This window comes from Bacillus sp. (in: firmicutes) (assembly GCF_031983925.1).
Classification (GTDB): Bacteria; Bacillota; Bacilli; order Bacillales; family Bacillaceae_G; genus Bacillus_A; species Bacillus_A pacificus.
In genome coordinates this window covers 500,289-524,440 of the sequence record NZ_DALYZR010000001.1, presented here as the reverse complement: position 1 = coordinate 524,440, position 24,152 = coordinate 500,289, and the positions used below count along the sequence as shown (strand labels likewise).

General features: G+C 35.6%; 23 protein-coding genes. 5 read left to right on the top strand and 18 right to left on the bottom strand.

Translation table 11 applies throughout. The annotated features are described in order from the left end of the window. Window positions 1-52 precede the first annotated feature (52 nt). The 4 genes from RTP99_RS02815 to RTP99_RS02800 form a co-directional block, all read right to left on the bottom strand. Window positions 53-901 carry an alpha/beta fold hydrolase gene (locus tag RTP99_RS02815; RefSeq protein WP_000263703.1) on the bottom strand — a complete coding sequence of 283 codons (849 nt, stop codon included), beginning with the start codon at window positions 899-901 and terminating at the stop codon, window positions 53-55. A gap of 12 nt (window positions 902-913) precedes the next feature. Continuing rightward, a complete protein-coding gene (locus RTP99_RS02810; RefSeq protein ID WP_000265707.1) occupies window positions 914-1,774 on the bottom strand; it encodes a M23 family metallopeptidase in 861 nt (286 codons plus the stop codon). Between the two features lie 82 nt (window positions 1,775-1,856). Then, on the bottom strand, window positions 1,857-2,924 hold the full coding sequence (locus RTP99_RS02805; RefSeq protein WP_000695286.1) for a HAMP domain-containing sensor histidine kinase: 1,068 nt from the start codon (window positions 2,922-2,924) through the stop codon (window positions 1,857-1,859). Continuing rightward, window positions 2,914-3,612 carry a response regulator transcription factor gene (locus RTP99_RS02800; RefSeq protein WP_000414533.1) on the bottom strand — a complete coding sequence of 233 codons (699 nt, stop codon included), beginning with the start codon at window positions 3,610-3,612 and terminating at the stop codon, window positions 2,914-2,916. The genes RTP99_RS02805 and RTP99_RS02800 overlap by 11 nt, the downstream gene beginning before the upstream one ends. 142 nt (window positions 3,613-3,754) lie before the next feature. Here RTP99_RS02800 and RTP99_RS02795 point away from each other — a divergent pair, with 142 nt between their 5' ends. Then, complete coding sequence (locus RTP99_RS02795) at window positions 3,755-4,285, top strand: GNAT family N-acetyltransferase (RefSeq protein ID WP_000483966.1); 531 nt, start codon at window positions 3,755-3,757, stop codon at window positions 4,283-4,285. Between the two features lie 51 nt (window positions 4,286-4,336). Here RTP99_RS02795 and RTP99_RS02790 read toward each other — a convergent pair whose 3' ends face one another. Continuing rightward, window positions 4,337-5,965, bottom strand: a complete 1,629-nt coding sequence (locus RTP99_RS02790; RefSeq protein ID WP_000823508.1) for a peptide ABC transporter substrate-binding protein — start codon at window positions 5,963-5,965, stop codon at window positions 4,337-4,339. A gap of 586 nt (window positions 5,966-6,551) precedes the next feature. Here RTP99_RS02790 and RTP99_RS02785 point away from each other — a divergent pair. Next, window positions 6,552-7,934, top strand: coding sequence for an alpha/beta hydrolase family protein (locus RTP99_RS02785; RefSeq protein WP_001035253.1), 1,383 nt, complete (start codon window positions 6,552-6,554; stop codon window positions 7,932-7,934). A gap of 153 nt (window positions 7,935-8,087) precedes the next feature. Here RTP99_RS02785 and RTP99_RS02780 read toward each other — a convergent pair whose 3' ends face one another. The 7 genes from RTP99_RS02780 to RTP99_RS02750 form a co-directional block, all read right to left on the bottom strand. Beyond that, the gene (locus RTP99_RS02780; protein ID WP_113938121.1) at window positions 8,088-9,413 is read right to left on the bottom strand and encodes a bifunctional S-methyl-5'-thioadenosine deaminase/S-adenosylhomocysteine deaminase; all 1,326 of its coding nucleotides are present in this window, start codon (window positions 9,411-9,413) and stop codon (window positions 8,088-8,090) included. Between the two features lie 53 nt (window positions 9,414-9,466). Beyond that, the gene (locus RTP99_RS02775) at window positions 9,467-9,826 is read right to left on the bottom strand and encodes a YunG family protein (RefSeq protein WP_000342915.1); all 360 of its coding nucleotides are present in this window, start codon (window positions 9,824-9,826) and stop codon (window positions 9,467-9,469) included. Between the two features lie 27 nt (window positions 9,827-9,853). Then, a complete protein-coding gene (locus tag RTP99_RS02770) occupies window positions 9,854-10,297 on the bottom strand; it encodes a GNAT family N-acetyltransferase (RefSeq protein WP_000701906.1) in 444 nt (147 codons plus the stop codon). 212 nt (window positions 10,298-10,509) lie between these two features. Continuing rightward, window positions 10,510-12,024 carry a succinyl-CoA:acetate CoA-transferase ScpC gene (gene scpC, locus RTP99_RS02765; protein WP_000429779.1) on the bottom strand — a complete coding sequence of 505 codons (1,515 nt, stop codon included), beginning with the start codon at window positions 12,022-12,024 and terminating at the stop codon, window positions 10,510-10,512. Between the two features lie 127 nt (window positions 12,025-12,151). Next, complete coding sequence (locus RTP99_RS02760; RefSeq protein ID WP_000389708.1) at window positions 12,152-12,796, bottom strand: LytTR family DNA-binding domain-containing protein; 645 nt, start codon at window positions 12,794-12,796, stop codon at window positions 12,152-12,154. Window positions 12,797-12,877: 81 nt separating this feature from the next. Continuing rightward, window positions 12,878-13,483: a pentapeptide repeat-containing protein gene (locus tag RTP99_RS02755; RefSeq protein ID WP_001288920.1), complete on the bottom strand. Its 606-nt coding sequence runs from the start codon at window positions 13,481-13,483 to the stop codon at window positions 12,878-12,880. Window positions 13,484-13,537: 54 nt separating this feature from the next. Continuing rightward, complete coding sequence (locus RTP99_RS02750) at window positions 13,538-14,461, bottom strand: alpha/beta hydrolase (protein ID WP_001102608.1); 924 nt, start codon at window positions 14,459-14,461, stop codon at window positions 13,538-13,540. Between the two features lie 204 nt (window positions 14,462-14,665). Between RTP99_RS02750 and RTP99_RS02745 the strand changes: the two genes are divergently transcribed. Beyond that, window positions 14,666-15,427: a DODA-type extradiol aromatic ring-opening family dioxygenase gene (locus RTP99_RS02745; RefSeq protein WP_000982923.1), complete on the top strand. Its 762-nt coding sequence runs from the start codon at window positions 14,666-14,668 to the stop codon at window positions 15,425-15,427. 50 nt (window positions 15,428-15,477) lie between these two features. Here the strand turns inward: RTP99_RS02745 and RTP99_RS02740 are convergent, their stop codons facing one another. The 3 genes from RTP99_RS02740 to RTP99_RS02730 all read right to left on the bottom strand — a co-directional run bounded on the left by RTP99_RS02740 (window position 15,478) and on the right by RTP99_RS02730 (window position 18,447). Next, window positions 15,478-16,692, bottom strand: a complete 1,215-nt coding sequence (locus tag RTP99_RS02740) for a multidrug efflux MFS transporter (protein ID WP_000179308.1) — start codon at window positions 16,690-16,692, stop codon at window positions 15,478-15,480. Window positions 16,693-16,860: 168 nt separating this feature from the next. Further along, window positions 16,861-17,712 carry a GNAT family N-acetyltransferase gene (locus tag RTP99_RS02735; protein ID WP_000390879.1) on the bottom strand — a complete coding sequence of 284 codons (852 nt, stop codon included), beginning with the start codon at window positions 17,710-17,712 and terminating at the stop codon, window positions 16,861-16,863. Between the two features lie 18 nt (window positions 17,713-17,730). After that, window positions 17,731-18,447: a DUF554 domain-containing protein gene (locus RTP99_RS02730; RefSeq protein ID WP_000236008.1), complete on the bottom strand. Its 717-nt coding sequence runs from the start codon at window positions 18,445-18,447 to the stop codon at window positions 17,731-17,733. A 212-nt stretch (window positions 18,448-18,659) separates the two neighbouring features. Here RTP99_RS02730 and RTP99_RS02725 point away from each other — a divergent pair, with 212 nt between their 5' ends. Together RTP99_RS02725 and RTP99_RS02720 are read left to right on the top strand one after the other, a co-directional pair. Then, window positions 18,660-19,763 carry a CapA family protein gene (locus tag RTP99_RS02725; protein ID WP_000854506.1) on the top strand — a complete coding sequence of 368 codons (1,104 nt, stop codon included), beginning with the start codon at window positions 18,660-18,662 and terminating at the stop codon, window positions 19,761-19,763. A gap of 52 nt (window positions 19,764-19,815) precedes the next feature. Next, on the top strand, window positions 19,816-20,043 hold the full coding sequence (locus tag RTP99_RS02720) for a hypothetical protein (protein WP_000910223.1): 228 nt from the start codon (window positions 19,816-19,818) through the stop codon (window positions 20,041-20,043). 79 nt (window positions 20,044-20,122) lie between these two features. Here RTP99_RS02720 and ilvA read toward each other — a convergent pair whose 3' ends face one another. From ilvA to ilvC, 3 genes are read right to left on the bottom strand one after another with little or no spacing between them, the layout of a single operon-like run. After that, complete coding sequence (ilvA, locus tag RTP99_RS02715) at window positions 20,123-21,385, bottom strand: threonine ammonia-lyase IlvA (protein ID WP_000250332.1); 1,263 nt, start codon at window positions 21,383-21,385, stop codon at window positions 20,123-20,125. A 31-nt stretch (window positions 21,386-21,416) separates the two neighbouring features. Beyond that, window positions 21,417-23,090 (bottom strand): dihydroxy-acid dehydratase, encoded by a 1,674-nt coding sequence (gene ilvD / locus RTP99_RS02710; RefSeq protein ID WP_001255810.1) that lies wholly within the window; start codon window positions 23,088-23,090, stop codon window positions 21,417-21,419. Between the two features lie 46 nt (window positions 23,091-23,136). Beyond that, window positions 23,137-24,144 carry a ketol-acid reductoisomerase gene (gene ilvC / locus RTP99_RS02705; protein ID WP_000861128.1) on the bottom strand — a complete coding sequence of 336 codons (1,008 nt, stop codon included), beginning with the start codon at window positions 24,142-24,144 and terminating at the stop codon, window positions 23,137-23,139. Window positions 24,145-24,152 lie beyond the last annotated feature (8 nt).

Below are 24,152 nucleotides of genomic sequence, written 5' to 3'. Positions count from 1 at the left end.
TCTCAAATTTGTGTTGAAGACAGCCTTCTTCTTTTTAAATTATAGATTTTCATCATCCATTTACATGACAGACCGTGCTTTCAACAAATTTTATAAACTCTTCTTCCTCCTCAATAAATGGAAAATGATTACTGTATTCAAATGTCGACATTATCGCATTTGGCATAAGCTCCGCTACTTCCACTGCAAATTCATGCGGACACTGTGCATCATAAATTCCAGCGTAAATATGGGCTGGTATATTTACATTCTCTAATTGTAAACGTAAATCAAATGTAGGTAACTCCTTATAAGAAAAATAATCAAGGCGCTTTGATACTGTTTTACCGCTGTTCGGTCTAGCAATCATTTCATCATACGCTGATTCATTATATAAAGACATCATTGTCCACTCTTTATTTACGGCACGCCTCTCATCAATTGTAGAAGCTACGTCCCTGAGCACTGCAAATATTTCTCTTAAACGAGCATTTTGATTATTATCTCTACAATAAATACTATTTTTGTGATTCATATACTCAGCTGATGCACATAATCCGCCAGCTATAATTTTTACAAGCCTCTCTGGACACATTATCGCATATTGTAAAGCTAGCATTCCACCTGTTGAATGACCTGCATATGTCCAATCTTTAAAATTCAACGCCTCACGTATCGCTTCTAAATCACGTACTGCATCTACCATTCCCAAATTATATTTAGTGGTGTCATGTGTAGAATTTCCGCATCCTCTTAAATTTATAAGATACACTGTGTAATGATTCGTAAATGCAGAAGCAAATAAATTACCATTACTATTAAACTCACTGTATAAATGTGTTACACAAAGTGGTTTTCCTTCTCCCTTTTGAAAATACTCAAATTTCCCTCTATCAGTTTCGATATAATATTTCTCCCACATCAGCGTTTCCCCCTAATGTCTTTTTATATATTCTCCTTTTTCCGGCATTATCACACCCTTCTCAGTTCGAAAGTAAAGTGGTAATCCTTCCGAAAGAAATATGATTACCTTGGATGGATCCTGCCTTTGATGATGAATATGTAAATGTGGCTCACTTGAACTTCCTGAGTTACCGACCTGAGCAAGAAATTCTCCTTCATTTACATGTTGTCCTTCTTTAACTTTAATGGATCCTTGCTTTAAATGGGCAAGAATTAAATATGTCCCTGATTCATCTAGTCGTAAATAAATATGATTACCCGCCATTGATTGAAAATCATCCGATCCAGGAACTAAATCTTGTTCATTATTATTAATTGATACAACCGTCCCAGAAGCTGGTGCCATTACTTTCGCTCCATATATTCCGTAATCCTCTAACTTACTACTTTTCACTTCAGCAGGTGGAATGAGAATATCATATGCCCATCGTTCATTCGGTTTGATAACGTGATAGTTCGATTCTAAACGATCACCACCCCAGCCAATTAATGCTCGTTCATTCAAAGGAAAGCGCACGACTACTTTAGGGCTCGTAGAATGTACATCTGCCGGGTAAGCAAGTCTACCAATGTTCGCAAACCATCCTAAAGGCCAAGCTCCAATGATAGAGAAAATAACGATGAAGAGTAGCGCTCCATCTATTCGTTGTCTGAAAATTCCTTTCCACACAATTAGTAACGTTACCCCTATTAAAATAAAGAGTGATACTATGCTAAAGGCTTGTATACTCCACCACCCAATGACTGATATAACACCTTTAGCTAAATAAACTATACTCCAACTTGTAAGTACAAAAGCAACTAAAATTACTAATACATATTTCTTCCACATGTCGTATCCCTACTCTCATATCTTTGTTCTACATGATACGAATTAAAAATTACGACATATAAAAGAAATACTTACGACTTTTTTACAATTTTTTATGCTGCGGTAAAGCGATAGTGAAAACAGTTTCTTTCTCGTTACTGCGCACAGTGATATCCCCTTTATGAAGCTCTGCTATACTTCTCGCAATTGCAAGTCCCATTCCTTTTCCACCTGTATGGGAGCTACGTGATTTTTCACCACGATAAAACTTCTCAAAAACGTAAGGAAGGTTCTCATCTGGAATACATTGTCCAAAATTTTTAATTTCTATTTCAACATTCATGTCTCTTTTAGAAACTTGAATTACAATCTCCTTTCCGTCTTTCCCGTACATAATACTATTACTAATTACATTTTCGAATAACCTCACCATAAGTGCTACATCCATTTCCACATGTAACTCTTTATCCCCCTTAATACAAAAGCTCATATCAGCATCATCTAATTGTGGCACAAAATCAATCATAATTTGTTCCATTAACGCTTTCATATTTACTACACTTTTATGTAATTCAATCTCTCTATAATTTATTTGACAGTATTCTAACAAATCATCTACTTGATTTTTTAATTCATAACTTTTTCGCTTTAATATGCTTACATACTGTTCACATTCTTCTCCATTTGAATGCAACTTATTTCCTAACAAGTCCGCATAACCGATTAAAGATGTTACAGGTGTTCGTAAGTCATGCGAAATATTACTAATCATTTCATTTTTCATTTCCTGTGATTTTTTTTCATTCTCAATAGACTCTTTTAAACTTTTAGCCATTCTATTAACATTCGCTGCTAATTCACCAATCTCGTCATTTTTTGAAATAGGTATATGTACTTCAAAATTACCATTACTTATTTCCTTCACGTTCTTATTAATTTCAGACAATCTTTTCATCATTGTTTTTGTCATACATGCAAAGTATGTCGTAGTAAAAATTAAAAAAACTATAAAATATAAAAATGAATATTTTTCTTCTAACGCAGTAACATGACTGTATATATTTCCAATTAAAATTTGAAGCACTATTATACTTACAGTTGCTAACAAGATGCTACATATGAATGCGGTAAAAAACTTAGCTCTAATGCCTTGTAATGATTTAATCTTCAATTTTATATCCGACTCCCCAAACATTTTGAATAAACTTCGGTTCTTTTGGATCCTCTTCAATTTTATTTCTTAACCTTGCGATATGAACCATTACTGTATTATTGCTTTCATAGGCTCTTTCTTTCCAAACGCTCTCATATATTTCTTCAATAGTAAATACACGATTCTTTGCAGCTGCCATTAAATACAAAATATCATATTCCGTTTTTGTAAGATTGATTGTTTCTCCATATAACATTACTGTTCTAGACACTTCATCTATTTCTAAACCTCTAATGTTTATTTTCTTTTTTATTACTTGGACAGCATTTTGATTGAAATATGTATACCTTCTTAATTGAGCTTTCACTCTCGCTATAAATTCAATTGTACTAAACGGCTTCACTATATAATCATCTGCCCCAGTACTAAATCCAATTACTTTATCTACATCCGATGATTTTGCACTTAAAAACATAATTGGTAAACTATGTTTCTCTCTAATCCTTCTGCACAATTCTATCCCATCCATTTGTGGCATCATAATATCCAAAATAGCAAGTTGAATGTTATTTTTATTTATTATTTCTAAAGCCTCTTCTCCATTATGAGCACTAAAAACTTTAAAACCTTCTTGCATTAAATTCACGTTCATAAATCTAACAATATCTTGATCATCATCTACAATTAAAATTGAATTTTTCTCCATATACAAACCTCTTTTTGAAATATATTCCACAATCAATTTTATCATAAATCAAAACCATACCTCCCTCTTGAATAATCTTTTTTTTCAGATTACATTATATAATAACAACACATTCTAGTTTCAGAAGAAATGGAGTGAAAGCATGTTTCCTATATTGAAAACCGATCGACTCATTTTAAGAGAACTTACCGAAGAAGATGCACCGGGTATACTACAATGCTTTTCTAATACTGACGTACTGCGCTATTATGGGCAAAAGCCATTACAGGATATTGATCAAGTAAAACAAATCATTCATAACTTTAAGTTGAGTTACAATGCAAGAAGTGGTATAAAATGGGGAATCGAATTAAAAAACAAGAAAGAACTCATTGGAACAATTGGTTTTCACGATTGGTCTTCTGAGCATAAACGGGCCAATATAAGTTATGCCTTTCTCCCTGAACACTGGGGAAAGGGATATGCGACAGAAGCTATTTCTGAAGTTATATCATACGGTTTCCACACACTTCATTTAAAACGGATCGGAGCAATTGTCTTTCTTGAAAATGAAGCTTCCAATAAAGTGCTATTAAAATTAGGATTTGAAAAAGAAGGCGTTCTAAAAAATTATATGTATCAAGATGATATTCCATATGATACGAATTTTTATTCTTTATTAAAATCGGTTTAATAAAATTCATGTGTAAAAAACCTTACTTTTAAAAAGTAAGGTTTTTTGTATTTATTCATTAGCAATATAAGCATTCTTATAAGTATAAATACCACCAAATTGATGCTTTTCAATTCCTTTTACATAATCATTTTGTACGTAAGCTGAGCCCATTTGATAAAGCGGTGCGACCGCAGCATCCCCTAATAGAATACGCTCGGCCTCTTGCAATGCTTCCCATCTTTTCTTCTGATCTAATACTAGATCGCTTTTCGCTTTCTTTATTAATTCATCGTAGTGACGGTTAGAATAATTCATTTTATTATTTTGATTACCCGTCGTAAATAGTTCTAAATAACTAATTGGGTCTTTATAGTCGGGTCCCCAATTTGCCATAGTTATATCGTAATCACCTGTTTGTTCTAACTGTAATTTTTGCTTAAATGGCTGTTGTTTAATTTGTATCGTTAATCCTTGTAAATTCTTTTCTAAATCACCTTTTATATATTCTGCCATACGTTTTGCGTTATCTTGTTCAAACGTTAAAAACTCGAGGTTTACTTGTTCTACTCCAAGCTCTTTTTTCGCTTCTTCCCAAATCTTTTTCGCACTTTGTACATCATATAAAGAAAGGTTTCCGTTTTCTTCCCTGAAATCTTTTCCCGTTTCTTCATTGATATGCCCAACTGGTACTAGCCCAGTTGCAGGTTTTGCTCCGTTATTAATAAAATGAGCAACGAAATCCTCTTTATTTAACGCGAATGAAATAGCCTGACGCACTTTCTTATTTGCTAACGCACTATTTTTTTCATTAAAACGTAGCATAGCAATTGCAGGTTCGCTCGACATATGTAACTCCTTATGCCCTTTATACTTGTCTACAAATTGAGAATTAATAGGCACCCGGTCCAAATTACCAGCTTCGTATAAATTAACAGCGGTCATTGTATCCTTTACAATTTGAAAGTTTATCTCGTCTAATTTCACTTTCTTTTCATCCCAATATGTAGCATTTTTCTTTAATTGAAACTCTTGTTCATGCTTCCATTTCTCTAATACAAATGGCCCATTATATATGAGATTACTAGGTTCCAATGCATAATTCTTTCCTTGTTCTTTCAAAAATGATTCATGCTGTGGTAAGTAAATAGGTAGCGCTAACAACTGTAAAAAATACGGGATTGGCTGTTCAAGTTCCACTTCCAATTTATAATCATTTATAACTTTAACCCCAAGTTCAGCAAGAGGCACTGTTCCCTTATTTATCTCTTTTGCATTTTTCACGTAAAAAAGCATATACGCATATTGAGACGCTGTTTCAGGATTAATTGCACGTTTCCATGCAAACAGAAAATCATTTGCTGTCACACTGTCTCCATTTGACCATTTTGCATCTTTACGCAAATCAAATGTATATTTTTTACCATCTTCACTTCTTTTAAACGATTTTGCTACTGCTGGAATCGGCTGATCTTGATCATCTAATACATACAACCCTTCAAATATGTTCTGCATAACGTGCGCTGACGTACCATCCATCGTTTTCGCTGTATCAAGTGAAGGAATTTCTTCTGATACTGTTACATTTAATACTTGTTTTTTTGCCTCTCTGTCACTTTTATTCGCTTTATTATTACAAGCTGTTAATAATAAAGATGTAACAAGTGCCATTACCATTAAATGGCTCTTTTTTCGCTTCATGAATCGTTCTCCTTAAATATAAAATATTATAAAGCGTTATATATTATAGCAGAAATATGAACAGAAAGATGCGACATTCTTTTGAATATTTATTCGTTCAAAAAAAGCTACTCTTTTAAAAAGGATAGCTAAATATTGAATGTTTAATCTGCGCTGTTCGCTCAAGTGTTTATAAAAAACTCTTATTGCATACCTCCTTTTTTATTTTAACTTTTCTCTGTTTCATGTAAATGCCCCATAACTAACTTAATAGACGTATAGGTTACAGTTTGGTTAGGATATTTTCGTATCTCCATTCAGCAATGCCACTTTGTTTTTGGGAATTCAGGTTAAGTAGAAAATGATATTTTACAAATCTTATACACTTAAGGATTTTGTAAGAATCAAGTAAGAAAAACGAGAACTTTGTTTCGTATAGTCAAAATATAAAGTGAAGGAAGAAAGAGAGGGGTGAAGTTACCAGAGCGATTAAGCCAAAACAAGAACTGTTGGTTTTAGATGAACATATCAATGGTTTAGACGTTTTTACAACAAAACCTTAATTTATCATACCTGTTTTTTACCATCACATATGGGAGGTTAAAACATGAATAAAAAAAAGAAAATACAAAAATCAGTACTTTCCTTTACCCTGCTCTTTTCTTTAGGCATTTCATCTTTTTCGCTTACAACAGCTATTCACGCAGATACACGTGAGGAACCATCTGTAGAAAAAAAACGAGTCTCTTTAACGGAGCGTACATCATTATTTTTTGAATATCTCCAGCAAGGTAATTATGTAGAGGCACTTCAGTTGACGTCTGCTGCTTTTCAATCCAAGTTCACAGCAAACACATTACAAAACTGGTGGACACAAAGTGGTTGGAGCGTGATAAAAATCATAGGAACCCCCGTGATAAAAGAACGAAACTTAGTCCATCAGACGGTGGAAATTTCAGGAACTACCCAAGGTACTACCATACCGTTACTCCTTAAATTCACACCTGGGGGGAAAGTAGATGAGGTTGGGGTAAGGACGCCTCCGGAATCTTATATTATCCCGCATCCTAGCTATGATCAACCTGCTTTCTATCAAGAACGTGAAATCGTCATTGGAAATTCTACCTATCCGTTACCAGCCACATTAACAGTTCCGAAACATAAAGCTGGTGAGAAGGTACCCGTAGTTGTTCTTGTTCATGGTGCTGGCATCCACGATCGCGATAGTACATATATGGGAACAAAAATTTTACGAGACCTTGCGGTAGGCCTTTCGTCCAACGGAATTGCAGTGTTGCGCTATGAAAAACGCACCTTAGAACACGCATTAAAGATGAGTGCAGAACCTGTTACGTTAGACCGTGATACTACAGATGATGCCATATATGCAGCAAAATCAGCAGCGCAGCAGGAAGGCATTGATCCAAACAATATTTTCATTCTTGGACATAGTCTAGGAGCTGGCACAATGCCGCGTATACTAAGCAAAGCACCTTCCTTACTTGTTAGAGGAAGTATCCTACTCGCACCACCTGCACGGGCATTAACTGACATTGCCATTGATCAGAATCAATACCTCGGGGCCCCAAAGGAAGTAATGGATGAACTAAAAAGACAAGTCGCTTTTATCCAGGATCCTACTTTCAATCCTGACCACCCTCCAGCCGGCTACAATTTTGGGTCACCCCATTTTATGTATGATGTTTCTAGGTGGCGTCCAGTTGAAGAAGCAAAATCACGAAAAGAGCCTTTACTGATTCTGCAAGGAACACGCGATTATCAAGTAACAGTAAAAAATGAATATACAAAATGGCAGGAAGGGCTTTCAAATCGCAAGAATGTTCAGTTCAATGAATACCCAAAATTGAATCATTTCTTCACGGAGGGTGATGGGGCATTAAGCCTTCCTAGTGAATATGAAATCCCTGCTAATGTTCCTGAGTACGTTATCCAGGACATTATTAAATGGGTCAACGACACAAAAAAATAAGAAACATTCAAATCCTTCATATAATCATTATTACGTGAAGGATTTTTGAAACTAGTGATTTTATCTAACTCATTCTCTTCTGTTTTATTAATAAAAAAGGTTCAGACACAAAAACAGGCTGTGGAGAAGTCTTTCTCCACAGCCTGAAAATACCTATCTTTGCAAACCTCGTTTATAACGACTTGCTTCAAATATAATACGCTCTTCATCTAACGTTTTACATTCGCCATTCCAAACGACACGTTTTCCGTTAATAATTACATCGCTTATATCTTTTCCACTAGCAGCATATACAAGGTGTGATAACACTTCATCCGCTGGTTGTAAATGAGGCTTATTAGACGGATCAATTGTAATGAAATCAGCGCACTTTCCAACCTCAAGTGATCCTGTTTGTTTCATGCCGATTACTTCAGCCGCTCCTTTAGTTGCAAGTGTAAGAGCTGTTTCAACCGGTAACGCTGTTGCATCTTGATGAATACCTTTTTGTAGTAAAGTCGCTATACGCATTTCTTCAAACATATCTAAATTGTTGTTTGATGCCACACTATCTGTTGCAATTCCTACTTTCATTCCTGCTTCTAGCATCGCTTTTACATTCGCTATACCAGAACCTAGTTTTAAATTACTATTCGGGTTATGTGCTACTCGAACATCATGTTCTGCTAAAAATGCACGCTCATTTTCATTTAATACTACACCGTGTGCAATAACTGTTGGGCGTTTAAACAATCCGCAACTTGCTGCATATTCTACTGGACGTTTTCCGTACTGTGCTTCAATATCACGTACTTCACGCTCTGTTTCCGAAAGATGTATATGAACCATCGTTTGATTTTCTACTGCAATACGAGCGCACTCTTCTAACAGTTCTGTACTGCATGTATATGGACTATGCGGTGCAACCATCGTAGTTAACATACCACTTTCGTTATAGTAACGCTTCACATATTTTTCAGCTTCTTCAATGGCTTTTTTTTCATCATCTTTCGTTCCGAAGCTAAATAAAGTTCTTGAAACAGCAGCTCGCATCCCGCTCCTTGATACCGTTTCCATAATTGCATCTTGATCTACTCCAATTGGATTAAACATATCAGAGAATGATGTTGTACCACTTTTCACCATTTCAAGTAATCCTAATTCCGTACTAGCGACCGCAAGCTCTGGAGTAAACTGACTTTCAAGTGGCCAAATTCTCGTCTCAAGCCACGGCTGTAATAACATATCATCACCAATACCTCTTAAGAGACTCATTACAACGTGTGTATGTGTATTTACAAGCCCTGGTAAAACCCACTTTCCTTTCATGTCAATTACTTCATCTACTTCAAAATCATTAGCGAATTCTCCGCTCTTCACATCTATAATTTGATCATTTTCTACAATGATATATCCATTTTCTATCACTTCATTTTGTTCATTCATCGTTACGATTGTAGCGTTTACATAAGTTGTTTTCAAAAGTATTTCCCCTTTCAACTCTATGAAGTTCCCTTTAATAAGTTACCACCATTATAGTAACTTATTAAAGATTAAGAGTCAAAAGATAATTTCAATTCTTTCGTTATCTTTTTCTTCAACATGCTATATTGTTTTTCATTTGTATCTGCAAATGCTTCTTCTCGATTTGATTCTATATCCATATAATTCAGTTTTTCATTAAATTGAGCCGCTGTAAAATCAAACCTCTGTCCATCTATAAAATTATAAAAGTGCCACGCCTCTCTTACTTTTGTCTTTTTAATCTCTCCTCCGTATATGTCTTGAACGACTAGAGCTGTAACACCACACTGTCCCTTTGCTGGATTCTCAGTCGTCCACTTTGAACTTGTTTCAATCGACCACGATCTTATTAGTGCTTCATATATTCTTTTTTCCTTTACATCATCCACTCTAATCTTCCCCTACTATTAATAGTTTTACACATCATATTTTAAAAGAGGCAGTAAACGATTCTTAAAGACCGTTGATGGTGTCTCTCCGATTAACTGTGCGCCCATTTTCAAGTAATATCCTTTTGCATTCGGATCACTATCAATCGTAAAACTTTTTAAGCCTAGTTCATTTGCTTTTTCTATTACATACTTCCAAAGTATTTTCCCATAGCCTTTCCCTTTATAACGAGGATGAATGTACAGGAAATCGAGAGCTTGATCATTACGTAAAAATGAGAAAAATCCAATCTTCGTATTATCGTTTTCAAAAACATATACAAAATTATTATTTATATACTCTTCTGTAATAGTTAAATCTTCCTTACAGGCAATTATGAATTCTTCACTATAATCCCACGTCGCTTTTGATTGTAGTGCGAGTTCACTTAATTCATTTGCTTCACTTAATAACGCTTCTCTTATCTTCATGATTCTTTCTCCTCACCTTCGATATGTAAACTATTAAAATGATTCGAAAAGTAATTAAAAAACCCTCTTATTTTCATAAATCTTTATTATAATCAGTACGGCCTGTAACAATGTATTTAAAGAAAAAAACGCCATCTTTGAAAGTTGGCGTTTTCTTCTTCTAAAATTTTTTTCAAACTCAATCTTTCGTTTTACTATTTCTAACGATACACCTATACAGTTTCTACTACCGCTTCAAGCATTGTTCCATTTTTAGCATAATTCGTATGCCAAGAAAAAGCTTTTTCTAAAACATGAGGAGTTTGTCCACCTCTCGTTTTAGCTTCTTCGTAATAAGCTCTTAGCTGATCACGATACATTGGATGTGCGCAATTCTCTATAATTAATTCCACTCTTTCTCTTGGGGCAAGTCCTCTTAGATCAACATACCCTTGTTCAGTGACGATAACATCTACATCGTGTTCCGTATGGTCCACATGTGAAACAAAAGGAACGATACTTGAAATGTTACCACCTTTCGCAATCGATTTCGTAACAAAGATAGCTAGGCGAGCATTTCTCGCAAAATCACCAGAACCACCAATACCGTTCATCATTTTTGTGCCTAAAACGTGAGTAGAGTTCACATTTCCGTATATATCTAATTCTAAAGCAGTATTAATCGAGATTAATCCGAGGCGACGAATGATTTCAGGATGATTAGAAATCTCTTGCGGGCGCATCATTAATTTGTCACGATATTTTTCAAAGTTGGAAAATACTTTTTGCATTTTCTCCTCAGAAAGTGTGATTGAGCAGCATGAAGCGAAATTGACTTTTCCAGCATCCATAAGATCAAAGACCGCATCTTGTAAAACTTCAGAATACACTTCTAAATCTTCAAACTCCGAATCTAACATTCCATGAAGAACTGCATTAGCCACTGAGCCAATTCCTGATTGTAGCGGCGCTAAACGATTTGTTAATCGACCTACTTCGACTTCTTTTCGAAGGAACTCTATTAAATGCTGTGCCATAATAACAGTTTCTTCATCCGGAGGAACAATTGTCGAGGGTGAGTCTAATTGGTTCGTAAACACAATCCCTTTCACCTTTTCAACATCGATTGGAATGCCAATCGTTCCAATTCGATCATCCGTTTTCACAATCGGAATTGGAAGTCTTTCTCCTTGCTTACCTGGTTCATATAAATCATGCAGTCCTTCTAACTGCGTGGATTGAGCCATATTCATTTCAATAATAATGGACTTAGCATTTAAAGAAAACGCTAAAGAATTTCCTATTGAAGTTGTCGGAATAATCATGCCATCTTCAGTAATTGCAACCGCTTCCAAAATAGCAAAATCTACATCCATAACATCAGCGCGAAGTAACTCTGCTGTATGAGATAAGTGCTGGTCCACAAATAAAAAATCTCCGTTATTAATTCCTTTTCGCATAGTCGCATCAGCTTGGAAAGGCAATCTTTTCCCTAAAATTCCTGCTTCCGCAAATAATTTATCTACATCAGAACCTAAAGAGGCACCAGTGTAAACATTTACTTTAAAAGATGTATCATTCTTAACTCGGTTTACAAGCGCAAATGGGACTGCTTTTACATCACCTGCACGTGTAAACCCACTTAAGCCTAAAGTCATTCCACTTTCAATCCATGAAGCTGCTTCTTCAGGTGTAACTACGCGATCTTTCAGACGTTCATCCCTAATTCTATCCAAATTATTCTCCATATGTAATTCCTCTCCCTATGAATATTCATAATTATTTTACACTTTAACAGTATCTAAATAGGGATTTCAGTATACAATGGCAAAAATTCAGACAAAACAGCGAATCTAACCTCTAAAGCAGAATAATTTAGAATCCTAGAAGCTTACGAAAATAACTAGCATATGACTGACTCACTGGTACCCTTTCACCATTATCCATAGAAAGTAAAAAAGTTGAATGCGTATCAGGATAAATTGCTTTAATATGATTCACATTTACAATAAAGGAACGGTGGCATCTAATAAATGAATCTTTCGGAAGTAAATATTCGAATTCTTGTAACGAGTATTTATGTGTCCCTGTTAACTCTTCTGCATTTACATACGTCTTTTTATCTTTCGCCTCTAAATACATGACTTTTGAAAAAGGAACCGGAATCCAGCCGTCCGTTGTTTTTAAAGTAACGACTGATTTTCCGTCCGTTAAAGCTGGATAAATGGCTGTCACGCACCCTTCAAGCTTTCCATTGTTTGAGAATGGTACGGCCATACCATGATAAGGAATACCAAAAACATCACGATTCATAAACTCAGAGGTTTTTTGGTTCGTCACCATTGCTTTATGAGCAATCGTTCCTTCCTTTATAGGATCCCCGGCGCTAATCTTTAAATCAATTCGTTTACTCGGCCGATAGTATATATATTCTTTCGTATTCGATACAGCAATTGAAATTTCATCTGAAAATAATTCCCCAACAACATCTAATAGTAAACCTAATGTTTTATCTTCCATTCTATTAACACCTCATTCACTATTATACTACTATTATGATTTGAAAAACCGTTCAGCGTTTTGAACGGTTTTTCAAACAATTTAGTTCACCTTAGCTCCATAACACCTTGCTACTGCAACCGCCTGCGCTATATCTAATTTTACATTCTTCAAATCGAAACTTGTAAAATCAATTCTATCAACTATCGCTCCTTTTAAATTTGCACTGCTAAGTTTCGCCTTACCTAACTGTGCACCGGTTAAATCCGCTTCACGTAAATCTGCTTTTTCTAAATTACATTCATATAGGTCAGCTTCCATTAAACGTATCCCCTTTAACATTTGTTTGCTTAAGTTCGCGAACCTTAAATTCGTGTATGACCAATCACCCGATATGATAGTTATTCCGTCTAAATTCGCTTCTTCAAAATCAGAGCCAGTCATTTTACATTCTTCAAACTTTGATACAAATAAATTCGCACCAACAAACTTGCAATTTGCAAATGTAGTTCCTTGATGGATAGAAGCGTTAAAAAGAGCACCGGTAAAATCACATTCTATGAAATTACAATTTTCAGTAGAAATTTCCGATGCATCTATCCCTCTAAAACGGCATTTTATGAACGTACAATTCTTCAATTCCTCTTCTTTAATCAAAATATCTTGAAAATCTATTTCTACATATTCTTTATTTACAAATTCACTCATAACTATTCCTCCATATCCTTAAAGAAACCTCACTTCAAAAAGTGAGGTTTCTTCTCATACACTATGTCCATCTAACCAAGAAATCAAATCTTGAAATACTTCTTCTCTATTCACTTCATGGAACATTTCATGTCTTCCATTTTCATATAGACGCAGCGTTACATCTTTCACGCCACATTTTTTATAATTTTCATATACTTCTTTTACACCTTTTCCCATATCTCCAACAGGATCACAATCTCCTGAAAAAATATGTATTGGAAGATTTTGCGGTGTTTTCTTAAACTCTTCTAATTTATTTACTTCTAACACACCAGAAAATAATTCTCGATAAAAACTAGTCGTACAAATGAATCCACATAATGGATCCGCAATATATTTATCTACTTGACTGTTATCTGAAGATAGCCAATCAAATTTTGTGCGATTTGGTTTAAAGTGCGAATTGAAATTTCCGAAAGATAAAAAGTTTAGCATCGGACTTTTCGTTTTTGCCCCGCGTAATTTCATCTCAATTGTCGCTACTTTATGACCGATACTTCCTAAAAGCCCTGGGTTTCCACCGGTTCCTGAAATAAGGAATCCATCATATAATCCACCTTTCAGTTGTACAGCACGTCTTGATAAAAAAGAACCCATGCTATGGCCAAGTAAAAATAACGGGCATGTCTGCTCTTTTCTTACCGTTTCTGATACAAAAATAACATCAGATACAGCCTTACTCCAACCTACATTTGGTTCAAAATGACCATAATCTTCTTCTCTTTTTACCGTTTTCCCATGGCCTTTATGATCATGTGCATAAACACCATAGCCTGCTTCTAATAAAGCAGCAATAAAATCTGTATAAACACCTGCATGTTCTGTCATACCATGTGCAATTTGAATAATCCCTTTCGGTTCACCTTCTGGTAACCACTTGCGTAAATAAATTTCCGATCCATCCATTGCCGTAACGAAACTTTCCTGTACGTTCATTTCGTCAGCCCCCAACTCTATTATGTATCTCAAAAATGAATATCTATTCATTATTCTTATTATGTATTATATGCAATTGCTTTCATTATGACAAATGCCTTCCTTTTCCTATTAGCTGTCAAACTATTTCTGTTGACGAAAACGACATAAAATTATATAGTTACTTACATAAAGTAATCATTATATTTTTAGGAGGTTTCTACTATGATGCCATCACTATTTTTAGCACATGGTTCACCAATGCTCGCTATTCAAGATACAGATTATACAAGTTTTTTAAAAATACTTGGAGAAACGTATAAACCGAAAGCAATTGTTATTTTCACTGCTCACTGGGAAAGTGAAGTATTAACGATTTCCTCATCAGATAACGAATATGAAACAATTTATGATTTTGGAGGTTTTCCTCCAGAGTTATACGAAATTAAATATCGTGCAAAAGGTTCTTCTAGCATTGCATCCATGTTAGAAACAAAGTTTAAAAACAAAGGTATTCCAGTCCATCATAATATGACGAGAGGTTTAGATCATGGCTCATGGACACTCTTGCATCGCATGTATCCAGAAGCAAATATTCCTGTCGTCCAAATATCAGTAAATCCATTCCTTTCTGCAAAAGAACAATTTAAGATTGGAGAAGCATTAAAAGGACTTGGACAGGAAGATATTTTAGTAATCGGTAGTGGTGTTACCGTTCATAACTTACGAGCACTGAAATGGAATCAAACTACGCCCGAACAATGGGCAATTGAATTTGATGATTGGATTATTAAACATATGCAGGCTGCTGATAAAGATGCATTATTTAATTGGGAGAAAAATGCCCCTCATGCACAATTAGCAGTACCAAGAGCAGAGCATTTTGTACCTTTATTTATCGCTATGGGAAGTGGTGAAAATAGCGGTGAAGTCATTCATCGCAGTTACGAGCTTGGTACATTAAGTTATCTTTGTCTCCAATTTTAAAGAAAAAAGGATGAAGCATTCATTGCTTCATCCTTTTTTCTTTCACTTAGTTAACTAACTTCCAAATGTCGTTTCTCTGATACCTCTTCGTTCTTATTATGAAAATAAACCCAAATGCATGCAATAAACAATAGTGATGATGTAGAGAAGAAAACATATTGGAAACCAGCATGCGCTGCAATTTGTCCACCAAGTATTGGTCCAATCATATTTCCTAAAAACTGAAACGATTGATTATACCCAAATATTCGCCCCGTTACATGGGTTGGTGTATGTTGTTTTAGTAGAGTTTGTACGGAAGGTAATAATCCTGCTTGTGCGATACCTAATAAAAATCGAAGAATTAATAGTTGCCAAGCTGAGGTTACAAATGCTTGTGGAATAAAAATAATTCCTGCAGCAAACAACGCTACAACTAACGTTTTTTGAGGACCGATATGATCTGATAATCGTCCGAGTCTTGGTGCTGCCAAAATAACAGCTAATCCTGTCGCTGACATAACAGCGCCCGCAATTGTTTCAATATGCGCAGTTTGAGGACCAACTAAATTTTTCACGTATAATGTAACGATTGGCTGAACAGACATATTAGCAAGTTGAATAATAAATGTTGTTACAAACAAACTAATAATTAAATGCTTAGCTGGAACCATCGTCCATACTTTTTTCGTTTGTACTTTTTTTGCTTGAGCAGAGTGATTTTCTTCATGTAAGAAGAAAAAAACGATGAGAAAGGAAAGGAATAAAAAAGCTCCTGTAACAAGAAAAACATGGCGCATTCCAATTAACTCAGACAAATATCCTCCAAGTAATGGACCAAGTAAAGAACCGCTCACGCCACCAGTTGAAATTGTAGAAATTGCCCAACCTGAATGTTCTTTCGGAGTTTCTGCTGCAATAAATGTCATCGCGGTTGAAAGGAAACCAGATACTGCTCCCATTAAAAATCTTAGTGCGACTAATTGATATACATCCGTTACAAACCCCATAAGCGTCATAATAATCGCCATACCAAGGCTAGCACGAATTAGCATCAATTTCCGTCCATGTATATCACCAAGCTTTCCCCATATTGGTGATACGATCGCACCCATTAAAAATGTTACACCAAATGCAAGTCCCGACCACTGTGCAATACTAGAAGTGCCAGTCACACCTAATTCCTCAATATAAAAAGATAAAAAAGGAATTACTAAACTCATACCGGCTGCAGTGGTAAAACAACCTAGCCAACAAATCATTAAATTTCGTTTCCAGCTGGCCATTTTCACACCTTCTTTCTTTAGATACCCATTCTACACCCTTTCTTGTAAAAAGTTTAGTAATTTGCTTTATATGTAAAATTTACTACAAAACCCGCTATTTTCTAATAAGAATCACTACATCTCTACATTATTTTCATAATAAAACCAACTCCACCTAAATGAAGTTGGTTAATAATCCATGATTGGTATTAAACGCGCATTACAACATCTCTCATAAAACTCTACCGGACCTGCTTGTCCAATAATTGCATATTCATATCCATCTTGCTTCATACTATGCAGACTACAATGTAACAATTGCTTCCCTACACTTTTCACACGATTTTGTTTCGCCGTGCCCATTGGACCAAACAATCCTTTCTTTCCTCTCACTACGTCATAACAAGCGAAACCTACTATCACTTCTTTTTGTTCTGCTATATAAATAGGTACATTTTCTTTATATGTACGAAATCCGTACTCTATCGAATGTAACCAACGTTCACCAAATTCCTCACTAACAAAACTTACTAATTTCCCAAAATCAGAAGAGTTAGCCTTTCTAACATGACAAGTTAAATGAGTATAAGCAGGAACAAAACATTTTAAATCAACCGCTAAATCTCTTGGCTCTTCTACAATACGTAATATCTCTTTTTGTATTTGTGGATTTTCAATAAACGTATCCGCGCGAAAGAGTGCATATATAACATGTCCTTCGTTCATTAATACTTGCTGAAAACGTTCCATACGTTTCTTCGCTATTTGTAAAATTTCTAGCACCTTATAAGATACCTTATATTGCCCTATTTTTTCATACTCTTGATCCGTTAAATCGTCTTGTTTTCGTAATGAAAGTTTTTCTAAAAAATCCGTCCCCACGTTACGAAACAAATACATATACAACTCGCTGCATACGCCAGTACCTTCTTTACACATGCCAATAAATAAATGAACTGGTTGAATGATATTACTTTCTCCCTCTTCTGCTGCAATCTTCAATATGTTATGAACACGTTTTGTAAATTGAAATTCCTCCATATGTACCTTCATCCCCTACTACTTTACTATTAAACCGTAACCATAAATAAGTGAAACAATGATTCCAACTATCAATATACCTGGCAGTAAATTTGCCACTTTAATTTTAATAATACTAAGTAAGTTCAATCCGATAGCGGCTATCATAATACCACCTGTAGCTGTCATTTCTACTATAAATTGATTCATTAATTCTTTCGGGACCAAACTATTAATTTGTGTTGCAAAAACTGCGATGCCACCTTCATATAAAATTACTGGAATCGCTGAAAATACTACGCCAATCCCTAGAGTTGTCGTTAATATAATAGAAATAAATCCATCGATAATTGCCTTTGTAAATAAAATATCGTGATTTCCGCGAATCCCACTGTCGAGTGCACCAAGTATACCCATCGCACCAATTGCAAATATTAAAGTAGCTGTTACAAAACCTTCTGATATACTCCCTTTCCCTTTCGATCCAACTTTATTTTCTAGCCAATCTCCTAACTGTTTTAACTTTCCCTCTAATTGTAACCATTCCCCGATAACGGTACCAATTACTAAACTTAGTATGACAACAAGAAAATTTTCACTTTTCAATGCCATTTGAAGTCCAAGTACAGTAACCGCTAAACCGATTGCATGCATAATTGTTCCCTTCATACTTTCTGGAATTCTACTAAATAATTTACCTAGTAAAGTACCACATATAATGCAAATTCCATTTACAACTGCTCCTAATATAACCATTTCTCATTCTTCACCCTTCAAATTCTTTATTTCTATATTTTGGTTTATTCATTGATTTACAGGTTATCTATATGTTAACTTAATATTGAGAATATTAACAAATGTTTTCCACTGCATAAACCGCATTTTTTATATCTGTACATAAACCAATTACTTTTTTGTAGACTCATTGCTAATTGAATTGCGGGATAAACTCAAAAGGGAAGGTATTTATGAAAACTTTACTAAAACGATTTTTGTTAATAGCCTTTTGCATTACGCCAATTGTTGTATTAATTAACCACTCTTTTACTTCAAAAGCGAAAGACAAACCCGATTTCCAAAACAAATCTAGCAAAACTGCTTCAACGAGCGAGAAGAAAATAGAAAACCCGGAAATTACCCTCACCTTTTCTGGTGATACAATGTTCGATTGGCAATTACGTCCGGTAATCGAAAAAAACGGGGCTGATTATCCATTCCAACATGTAAAAGAAGAAATAACAAAAGCTGATATTTCTTTCGTTAATTTAGAGTCAGCATTTACAACGAGAGAAAAGAAAGCTCCAGGACAACTGTTTTGGATTAAAAGTGATCCATCCACGCTTCAAGCTATAAAAAACACCGGTTATGACATCGTAAATATCGGGAATAACCATACACTTGATTATGGGCAAGATGGATTATTAGATACAATCTCTCATGTAGAAAAATTAAAGTTCCCTTATATCGGAGCCGGAAAAAATGCAAAAGATGCATATACAGCACGAGAAATGACTGTAAAAGGAAAAAAATTCAAATTTCTTTCCTTCGTTCGATTTATGCCTGATACGAATTGGGTAGCTGGTGACAATAAACCTGGTGTTGCGAATGGGTATGATTTAAATCTCGTAACAAAAACAATTAAAGAACAAAAGAAAGACGCAGACTATTTAATCGTCTATATGCATTGGGGCGTTGAGAAATCAAATCGTCCTGTAGAATACCAAAAACAATATGTACCTAAAATGGTTGAAGCAGGGGCTGACGCGATTGTCGGGAGTCACCCGCATTGGTTACAAGGATTTGAGTATTATAATAAAGTTCCTATCGCTTATTCATTAGGTAACTTTTTATTCCCAAGTTATGTGAACGGAAAAAGTGCCGAAACTGGCGTATTAACTTTAACTTTTAAAGGAAAGGATGTCCAAATGTCATTCAATCCTTATATCATCCGTAACAATCAAGTTTCCCCTGTAAATGAGGAAGAAAAGAGAAAAGCTCTACAATACTTACAAACAATTTCAACTGATGTAGACATTGATGATACAGGGAACATAAAAAACAAACGAAACTAGACAACGCAAGATCTATTTCTCTGTAACATACTTTACAGAATAGGTGATGAACATGCTGAAAGATTTATTAGAAAATGTAAGTTTGTTAGAAAACATTTATAAAATATCTATAGCCGTTCTACTTTTATGTTCATTTTTCTCTGTTAGACTTCTAAAAAAAATAAAACGCGAGCGAAAACTTACTACCTTTGAATTTACTATGTATGTAATTATTCGCATTGCGATACTCTTTTGGTTAACTAGCTTTATCCTTCTTGAATATGGAAAGTATATAGTTTAACTATAAAAAAGATAGAACAAGCAGCATTTCCATTGCTTGTATCTATCTTTTTTATTTGGATGCTAACTCTTTCTTTCTATTAAATAAGTAAATCAAACAAAACAGGATTTTTATTAAGCTCCATAAATTGAATGTTATTTTCTTTAAAACGGGTAATTAACTGCGCGTAATCTTCTTTATGTTTTAACTCTACTCCGACTAACGCTGGACCATTTTCCTTATTATGTTTCTTAATATACTCAAAGCGCGTAATATCATCTTCTGGTCCTAATCCTTTATCAAGAAATTCTCTTAGCGCACCTGAACGCTGCGGGAATTCAATGATGAAATAATGTTTTAATCCTTCGTAAATGAGAGAACGTTCTTTCATCTCTTGCATTCTATCAATATCGTTATTTCCACCGCTTAATGTGCATACAACTGTTTTACCTTGAATTTCATCCTTGTATAGATCAAGTGCGGCAATAGAAAGTGCACCAGCAGGCTCTGCTACAATCGCATTTTTCTTATACAGTTCTAAAATCGTCGTACAAACCTTTCCTTCTGGTACTAAAACGATGTCATCAATTACATCTTTACACGTTTCAAATGTTAACTTTCCTACCTTTTTAACTGCTGCTCCATCAACAAAACTATCTATTTTCTCCAATGCGACATTATCGTTTTGAAGAAAAGCCTCTTTCATAGATGCTGCTCCCATTGGCTCTACCCCAATAACCTTTGTAGCAGGACTAACACCTTTCACATATGTACCAACACCTGATGCTAATCCACCGCCGCCAATTGCTGTAAAGATATAATCCACTGGTTTCTCCATATCATGCATAATTTCAACTGCCACTGTTCCTTGACCAGCAACCACATACGGATCATCAAATGGATGAACAAACGTCATTCTATTTTCTTCACAATAACGCTGTGCTTCTTGAAAAGAGCTATCGAATGTATCACCAACTAATACAATCTCTGCGAAATCACCACCGAAAAATTGTACTTGCGATACTTTTTGTTTCGGCGTCGTTGTTGGCATAAAGATTTTTGACGGAATCTTCAATAAATTACACGTAAAAGCTACCCCTTGTGCGTGATTACCAGCGCTTGCGCAAACAACACCGTTTTGTAATTGTTCTTTCGGTAAGCTTTGAATTAAATTGTACGCACCACGAATTTTGAAAGAGCGAATCAATTGTAAATCTTCTCGTTTTACATAAACGTCACAATCATATTTCTCAGATAAAACTGTATCACGTTGTAACGGTGTTTTAATAACGATATCTTTCATGCAATTATGAGCCATTAAGATATCTTCAATTTTCACTCTCTCCTTTACCTTTTGCACCATTTCATATCATCCTTATCTCTTTTTAATTAGCTCAATCAAAATTCGGGACTTTTAAGACTGCACCTGTATTCGCCGATGTTACCATTTGTGCATAACGCCCAAGCCAGCCCGTTTTCACTTTCGGTTCTGGTCGTTTCCATTCTTTTTTACGCTTATCTAATTCTTCGTCACTCACTCTTACTTCTAACAACCTTTCCTCAACATCGATACAAACGATATCCCCTTGTTCAAGAAGTGCAATCGTCCCGCCCGCAGCTGCTTCTGGTGAAATATGCCCTACCGAAATACCACGTGAAGCACCAGAGAAACGACCATCCGTTAATAGCGCAACATCTGCACCTAATCCCATGCCAGCAATTGCTGACGTTGGTGCTAACATTTCCGGCATACCAGGACCGCCTCTTGGTCCTTCATAACGAATAACAACTACATCTCCTTTCTTCACTTTCCCAAGCATAATACCCGCAAGAGCCTCATCTTGTGAATTAAAAATAACGCATGGTCCTTCAAATCGTTTTACTTCAGTTGCTCCGCTTTTAATAACTGCTCCATCTTTCGCGAGGTTTCCTTTTAATATACGTAATCCCCCTTCTTCACTATGAGGGTTTTCAAGAGAATGAATAACTTCCTTATCTTTAATCTCTGCATGAGCAATATTTTCTCTTAATGTTTGCCCCGTAGCAGTAATACGATCTAAATGAAGTACTCCTTCTTTTCGGCTCATCTCTTTCAAAATTGCACTAATCCCGCCTGCACGATCAATATCTTCCATATGCCAATTGGAAGCAGGGCTTACTTTACATAAATGTGGTACACGCCTTGAAACGGCATCAATACGGCTCATATCATAATCTAGTCCTGCCTCATGTGCGAGTGCTAATGTATGTAACACTGTATTTGTTGAACCGCCCATCGCCATATCAAGCGCGAACGCATCATCAATTGCTTCTTCTGTTACGATGTCTCTCGGTTTAATATCTCTTTCAATTAAAATCTTTAATTTCTCTGCTGCTTGTTTAATTAATTCTTCGCGTCTTGGATCAATAGCTAAAATACTACCGTTACCAGGAAGAGCTAAACCTAATACTTCACATAAACAATTCATAGAATTCGCTGTAAACATACCAGAACAAGAACCACAAGATGGACAGCCATGATCTTCAATATCCTTTAATTCTTCTTCTGAAATTTTCCCAGATTGATATGCTCCTACTCCTTCGAACACAGAACTTAAATCGACAACTTCTCCTTTAGATGTTTTCCCGGCCGCCATCGGACCACCTGAAACAAAAACAGTTGGAATGTTAATACGAAGTGCCGCCATCATCATACCAGGTGTGATTTTGTCACAGTTTGGAATACAAATCATACCATCAAACCAATGGGCATTTACAACCGTTTCTACTGAATCTGCAATAATTTCACGACTCGGAAGCGAATAACGCATACCGATATGCCCCATCGCAATACCGTCATCTACTCCAATTGTATTAAATTCAAATGGAACCATACCTGCTGCACGCACTGCTTCTTTAACAAGTTTCCCAAACTCATTTAAGTGCTTATGACCTGGAATAATTTCAATAAAAGAATTACAGATTGCTATAAACGGTTTATCAAAATCTTCATCTTTTAAACCAGTTGCTTTTAATAAACTACGATGCGGCGCTTTATCAAAACCTTTTTTAATCATGTCACTTCTCATCTTGTCAAATCCCCTCTTACGTATTTTTCACTTGCAATCTATTACTCTATTTCTTTACTAATTCTTTCGGTGCATCAATCCAGCTCATCATTTCACGAAGCTCAGCCCCTACTTTTTCTAACTGATGATTTTGCTCTGCTTTTTTCATCGCATTATACGTTGGACGCCCAGCTTGGTTTTCTAAAATCCATTTCTTCGCGAATTCACCTTGCTGAATTTCTGTAAGTACTCGTTTCATTTCTTTCTTCGTTTCATCTGTAACAATTCTCGATCCTGTTACATAATCTCCGAACTCTGCCGTATCGGAAATAGAATGGCGCATGTTCGTTAAACCACCTTCGTACATTAAATCAACAATTAACTTTAATTCATGTAAACATTCGAAGTATGCAATTTCAGGGCGATATCCGCCTTCTGTTAACGTTTCAAAACCAGCTTTCACAAGTGCAGTTACACCTCCGCAAAGTACCGTTTGCTCACCAAACAAATCCGTCTCTGTTTCTTCTTGGAATGTCGTTTCAATTACACCTGCACGTGTACACCCTACACCTTTTGCATACGCAAGTGCTACATGTAATGCGGTGCCCGTTGCATCTTGATGTACTGCGACTAACGCCGGAACACCATTTCCTTCTTGAAATACACGGCGAACGAGATGTCCTGGACTTTTTGGCGCGACCATCGCTACATCTACGTAACTTGGCGGATTAATTTGTCCGAAGTGAATATTAAATCCATGTGAGAAAAGTAACATTTGCCCTTCACGGAGATTCTCTTCTACCCCTGCTTTATACACATGTGCTTGCTGTTCATCTGGCAGTAACATTTGTACAACTTGCGCGGTTCGAACTGCTTCTGAAACAGACATTACTTCAAATCCATCTGTTTTTGCTACTTCAAAAGACTTACCTGGTCGAACACCAACTACAACTTCCACACCAGAATCACGTAAATTTTGTGCCTGCGCATGACCTTGAGATCCATAACCAATTACCGCAACTGTTTTCCCTTTTAATAACTCTACATTTGCATCTTTTTCATAATACGTTTTCATATTCGATA